5 protein-coding genes are annotated in these 5,746 nt (G+C 36.0%); 2 read left to right on the plus strand and 3 right to left on the minus strand.

Annotation, left to right across the window (positions count from 1 at the left end; translation table 11 throughout):
• Positions 1-167: 167 nt before the first annotated feature.
• The 3 genes from ACOVQ4_RS05295 to ACOVQ4_RS05305 all read right to left on the minus strand — a co-directional run bounded on the left by ACOVQ4_RS05295 (position 168) and on the right by ACOVQ4_RS05305 (position 2,338).
• Positions 168-536, minus strand: coding sequence for a DUF805 domain-containing protein (locus ACOVQ4_RS05295; protein ID WP_421819613.1), 369 nt, complete (start codon positions 534-536; stop codon positions 168-170).
• A 633-nt stretch (positions 537-1,169) separates the two neighbouring features.
• The gene (locus tag ACOVQ4_RS05300) at positions 1,170-1,634 is read right to left on the minus strand and encodes a c-type cytochrome (RefSeq protein ID WP_421819614.1); all 465 of its coding nucleotides are present in this window, start codon (positions 1,632-1,634) and stop codon (positions 1,170-1,172) included.
• Between the two features lie 179 nt (positions 1,635-1,813).
• Positions 1,814-2,338, minus strand: coding sequence for a MarR family winged helix-turn-helix transcriptional regulator (locus ACOVQ4_RS05305; protein WP_421819615.1), 525 nt, complete (start codon positions 2,336-2,338; stop codon positions 1,814-1,816).
• A gap of 449 nt (positions 2,339-2,787) precedes the next feature.
• Here ACOVQ4_RS05305 and ACOVQ4_RS05310 point away from each other — a divergent pair, with 449 nt between their 5' ends.
• On the plus strand, positions 2,788-3,807 hold the full coding sequence (locus ACOVQ4_RS05310; protein WP_421819616.1) for an HlyD family secretion protein: 1,020 nt from the start codon (positions 2,788-2,790) through the stop codon (positions 3,805-3,807).
• A gap of 313 nt (positions 3,808-4,120) precedes the next feature.
• Entirely contained in the window at positions 4,121-5,701 is a 1,581-nt protein-coding gene (locus ACOVQ4_RS05315) for a DHA2 family efflux MFS transporter permease subunit (protein ID WP_421819617.1), read from the plus strand.
• Positions 5,702-5,746 lie beyond the last annotated feature (45 nt).

Consider the following 5,746-nt stretch of genomic DNA (forward strand, 5'->3'; position numbering starts at 1 on the left):
ACTCATTCGCTCAATCACTCAATCGCTAAATTAGGGATGACTCATGTTTGATGCTATATTGCTCGATATGAATGAATTAATGCGCAATCATTGTGTCTAGACTACAAGAGGACAAATTTTTATAAATACTCACTCTCTTGAAGTCAAAAAAATCTACTAGATTCTCATTAAATATTTTCCTCTTCATTTTCTAAATGTTTCCCTAGCTCTGTTATATCAATTTCTTCTAAAGCTTTGGGTGGAATTCCATACTCGTTGGTGTAAGGCTCACCATCAGCAAGAAGTAACCAGAATGAATATAACGGAATAAGCTGATACCAACCTGAGTTACCTAAATCATGACATCTTTTGGCTGCCTGAGCAATTCTAAAATACAATAATGGCAAAAGCGTGAAAATAATCAAAAAATTGGAACTAAAGCCAAGTAAACCTAACAAAAAAGAACTTATTAATAGACCAACAATAAAAAAAATGATACTAAGACCATATTCTAAACGTCGAATACGTCCTTCAAAACTGAGGATATTTTTGAACATATACTAATTTGTTTAAGTGAAGAAAATAAATTGTTTGATTTAAAAATGAAAATTTACTAAGACCTTTACTGTCGAAGTTTTTAAATACATAGGCAGAATAAAACTCAGTCAATTTAGCTGTATCTGTGCTTTTATGAGATTATGATAATTTACAACAACCAAAAGGTAAAGTAGTCAATGACAAGCATATTAGCTCATTTGTGAGACTTGGAGAAATAGGGTAAATGGGTGATTTGAACATTGTCTTGATAGGATTTATTAGAAAAAACTATTTTTACACAATATATAAAATAAACTTAAGGTTTGTGAGTTTTACAATATTTTTTACAAAAAAAACAAAAAAGGCGTGCTGATTTACAAAATCAGTACGCCTTTTTAAAGTACGCAAAGCACTTAAATTCGTACACAAAACAAAATCTAAGTGTTGGCATCAGGCTTTGAAAAAATGCATTTCTGAGGGTATTAAAATATTTTAACATTTTTTACCTTATGCCTACACACATAACTTGAATCTAGTTTCGTTCACTTACTCAAGTAGTTGGCTAAACTCAAATTGAATAAATTTCAAACGTAAATTTTTGATAACAAAATTTTTACGATTACAAATGATAACTCGTATTTCAGCAATTCTACTTAAGGATTACTTTCTTTTACGTAAGCCAAAATGTTTTTGATGTCCTCAGTCCCCAAATTAGGAAAAGCCGTCATTTGAGTACCGTTAAATTTCTTGAAAAGGTCGTTAGCGTATTTGTCTCCACTAGCCAATACTTTTTGTGGATTTTGTACCCATTTTTCAACCCAAGCGGCATCTCTGCGAGTTTCAATACCTTTCAAACCAGGTCCCACTACTACTTCGTCAGTTGAGGCGTGGCAAGAAGCGCAGTTGTTTGTAAAGATTTCTTTACCTTTTGTAGCCTCTGCTGACAATGCTGCTGCCACCGGAGTTACAGGATTCTGAGAGCCAGAACCACCAGCTGCTGCTGTTTCAGCTTGGTTAGGCATCATAACAAATGCAAGTAACGTGAATACAAAGCATGCCACAACTACAATTAAAAGGGTGTTTACTATACGTAAGGTTTTGAAAATTTTGTTTTCCATGTTTTTGATGTTAGTACCTTTGGGGAAAATAGAAGCGCAAAAATAAAGATATTTCCCTAATTCGAGTGTATTGAGAAGGATAATTGCTTCATCTTTACGCTATAATATAGTATTTGGTAGGCAATTTCAGAAAATAGCATCATTTCATCAATGATAATCATTGGCTTCAAAACTGATATTTATTTCTTGATAAAAGCCAAAGGGATGGGTTCGCAAGGTACTTCTCCAGTTTCAATCATTTCTTCATATTTATCGACTAAATTCCTTAAAATATCTTTAAGCGTATTCAATTGCTCGGCACCAATCACCTCCTCGAAGTTTTGATCGATATATTCAGTACAAGCCTTCCAATCCAAAATACATCTAACACCAAGATCGGTTAACTTTACGATGAGTGCTCTGGCGTCGCTTGGGTCCTTTTCGGTATATACAAAGCCTTCATCCACCAACTCTTTAATAAGTTTGCTCATACCTTGTTTGGTCATACCTGCTTTTTGGGCAATCTTATTAACTGTGGTTCCTTCTACGTCGATATTAACGAGAGCAACTATTTGTCCTACTCTAAAATTGGTGTAACCTCTATCCGTTAAAAATTTTACTGCTAAGGTAGACATATATCTGTAGGAACGATTCAATAATCTCCCCATAAGGCGATTTTTACTAGCCTTAAATTCTCTAAGCTTTATTACATCATCTTCTGTCATAATGATTTTAGGGCACAATTTTGTACAAAAACAATACCCTGTTTATGCTGTGGTACACTTTATTTATATCATCTTCTGGGTTTAGAATCTCAAAAATACAAATTGTTGCAGACAATTGCAGTAGTAGTTTTAAGTATATTTTACCAAAAAGATGAATAATCCAAGGAAATATTGACTGTTTTTTCGATGAATCTTCTACAAAGTTAATAAATGAAAAAATATTTGTCAACTTACTTGACTAATTTAGTAAACTTAGTTTACCTTTGTCATATCAATTCACACACAAATTGAATTTTTCTTATACATATTCATCTCTTACCAATTGATGACACAATCCAAAGGAGAAATTTGATAGGCCATTTGTACGAATTGATACTATAAGCAAACAGCGAGTAGTACTATTACAATGATTATTTAAGATTATAAAAGTTATGGAAAATCAGAGTTCAATGAAAAAGCAATTGCCAAAGTTAATTTTATTAACAGTAGTGGCTGTCGGTGGATTTTTGGGATATAAAGAATATCATTATTCTCAGACTCACGAGGATACTGATAATGCGCAAATCGAATCATATTTTGTACCTGTATTACCTCGTACATCGGGTTATGTAAAATCTATTTCGGTAAAAGATTATGATTTGGTAAAGAAAGATCAATTGTTGGTGGAGATTGATACGGAAGAAGGAAAACTAGCATTGGACGAATTAAAGGCAGACTTGTTGCAGGCTGAAACCGATGTAGAAAATGCAAAAGCTAATATTCAAAATTTGAAAATGAGTATAGTGGCTATGGAGGCAAATCTCAAAGCTACTGCCATTCGTAGAGACAAAGCCAAGCGTGATGCGGATCGTGATAATGCCTTGGTTGCGGACAATGCCATCACCAAAAAGCAGGCAGAGGATTCTCGCTCGAACTACGATGTATTAGTTGCGCAATACAATGCTGCTGTACAGGATATTGCTTCGAATAAGTCTAAAATGGGCATTTTGACAGCGGCTTTACACAAAGCAGAAGCTACTTTGGCTGTTAAAAAAGTTAAAATTTCACAGCAGGAGTTAAAATTATCTTATGCAAAAGTATACGCTCCTTCTGAAGGACGAATTGGTAAGAAAACGGTGGAAGCTGGTCAATTTATTCAAGCTGGGCAAACTTTGATGACGGTAGTTCAAGATCAACAATTTTGGGTAGTCGCTAATTTCAAAGAAAACCAAATCGCTCGTTTGAAGGTAGGAGATGAGACCGAATTAACTTTGGATGCCTATCCAAACCGCCCATTAAAAGGAAAAATAGTTTCAATTTCAGAGTCGACAGGAGCCAAGGCTTCTTTGTTACCTCCTGATAATGCTTCTGGCAACTTTGTTAAAGTAACACAAAGAGTTCCTGTAAAAATTGAAATTGAAGACATTGCTAAAAACAAAGATATTTTACGTGCAGGTCTTTCATTAGAAGTTTCTGTTCCTGTAAAATAATTCGAATTAAAGCTGGGCAATTGGTCAGAAGAAGTGGAGGCTTAGATAAGTTTTGTGAGTAATCACGATTTAGGGTTTTGCTTATCTAAAGACAAATTGAGGTGAAGAAATAAGCAAGGGATTGCGCTATTGTCAATTGTAGAGTTTTAGATAGACTCACAATTTATGATGGTAATTCTTCAGCCATTTGATATCAGGTATAACAATGCCTCCCGAAGATATTGACTACCAATGATAAGGCACTGATTGGAGAAATATCCAACACTTCTTGAATTGCTCGGCTTTGGTTTCGAGACTAAAATACTGAATCATTATGGCGGCTAAAGGATTAGCAAGAGCAATGATTGTGTTAACCACCATCTCTGCAGCAGTGATGGAGCTTTTGGATACCACAATTGTTAACGTAGCCCTCAACCAGATGGCTGGTTCGCTTGGGGCTACAATCGAGGACGTGGCTTGGGTCGTAACTTCTTACGCCATAGCCAACGTAATCATTATCCCGATGACGGGATTTTTGGGAGATTATTTCGGTAGAAAAACCTATTATTTGGGTTCTATTCTTTTATTTGGAATTTCTTCCTATTTCTGTGGGGCTTCTCATGGCCTTTGGGAATTAGTGTTTTGGAGATTTATCCAAGGTGTAGGAGGCGGAGCTTTGCTTTCAACTTCACAAGCAATTTTGTTTGATGCCTTCGAACCTAAAGATAGACCAATTGCTTCGGGTATTTTTGGGATGGGTATCATCCTTGGTCCAACCTTAGGGCCTGCATTGGGTGGATATATTGTCGAACATTTTACTTGGCAAGATATCTTCTTTGTAAATATTCCAATTTGTATCGCTGCAACTATTCTTACAATTTTATATATAGAAAGAAAAGAAGGAGAGGGTAAAAAGAAAAATCAAATTGTAATTGATTACCCAGGGATTTTCTTACTCATGGTCGGAATCGGTTCTCTACAATATGTCCTAGAAAAGGGAGAATCTGACGACTGGTTTGAATCTAGAACTATCGTAATTTTATCTTTATTGGCAGTTATTGGACTTGTAGGTTTTGTGTGGCGTGAGCTTACAACCGAACATCCTGTAGTAAACCTAAAGATTTTCAGATACAGAGTGTTTAGTCTTTCAACCATCTTTACTTTCGTAGCTGGTCTTGGTTTGTTTACTTCTGTATTCGTATATCCAGTAATGGTACAAAGAATCAATGGTTTTACTCCACTCGAAACGGGTCTATCCTTAATTGCTCCAACCTTATTGGGTGTTGTTTTATTCCCAGTTATTGGACGACGAATGGCAGCGGGAGATTCTCCACTTCCATACATGGCAATTGGTATCATCATATTTGTTTTCTTTGGTTTTTACAGTGGTACAGCTACCCCAGAAATGGGCAAATGGGATTTTTTCCCGATGCAGGTATGCCGAGTTGTGGGGGTTGCTATGCTTCAGATGCCATTAATTAATCAAGCCGTGGCAGGTTTACAAACCAAGGAATATCCAGCAGGTATTGCACTTACCAATATGATCAGACAGCTAGGAGGTGCCTTTGGTATTGCTTTGGCCAATAACTATGTGACTAGCGCAGCAGCACAACACCGTTCGGATTTGATGGCCAATATGACAATGGACAACCCTTTGTTTGTTCAAAGACTCAATGGGAGTATTGCCAATTTTGCTTCAAAAACTGGTGATTATTTTGGCGCTACCAAAATGGCTTATGCCCAGCTAGAGGGTTTAGTTGCCAAACAGGCTTATTATTTGGCTTATCTGGATACTTATCGTGTGGTTTCCCTGTTCTTTGTCGCCATTTTTCCTTTACTCTTATTGTTAAGAACCAAGAAGAAAACCAAAGAAGAAATTGAAGCCGCCGCAAAAGCTGCCGCTGAAAGCCATTAAGTATTCGTGCAAAATGATATTTAAGTTATGTGTTTAGGCACTAGG

The sequence above is a fragment of the Flectobacillus sp. genome, from assembly GCF_049240685.1.
GTDB lineage: Bacteria > Bacteroidota > Bacteroidia > Cytophagales > Spirosomataceae > Flectobacillus.

What these genes read in the sequence shown, in the direction of transcription:
- ACOVQ4_RS05295 (WP_421819613.1), bottom strand. Translation starts at nt 536, where the DNA reads ATGTTCAAAAATATCCTCAGTTTTGAAGGACGTATTCGACGTTTAGAA.
- ACOVQ4_RS05300 (WP_421819614.1), bottom strand. Translation starts at nt 1,634, where the DNA reads ATGGAAAACAAAATTTTCAAAACCTTACGTATAGTAAACACCCTTTTA.
- ACOVQ4_RS05305 (WP_421819615.1), bottom strand. Translation starts at nt 2,338, where the DNA reads ATGACAGAAGATGATGTAATAAAGCTTAGAGAATTTAAGGCTAGTAAA.
- ACOVQ4_RS05310 (WP_421819616.1), top strand. Translation starts at nt 2,788, where the DNA reads ATGAAAAAGCAATTGCCAAAGTTAATTTTATTAACAGTAGTGGCTGTC.
- ACOVQ4_RS05315 (WP_421819617.1), top strand. Translation starts at nt 4,121, where the DNA reads ATGGCGGCTAAAGGATTAGCAAGAGCAATGATTGTGTTAACCACCATC.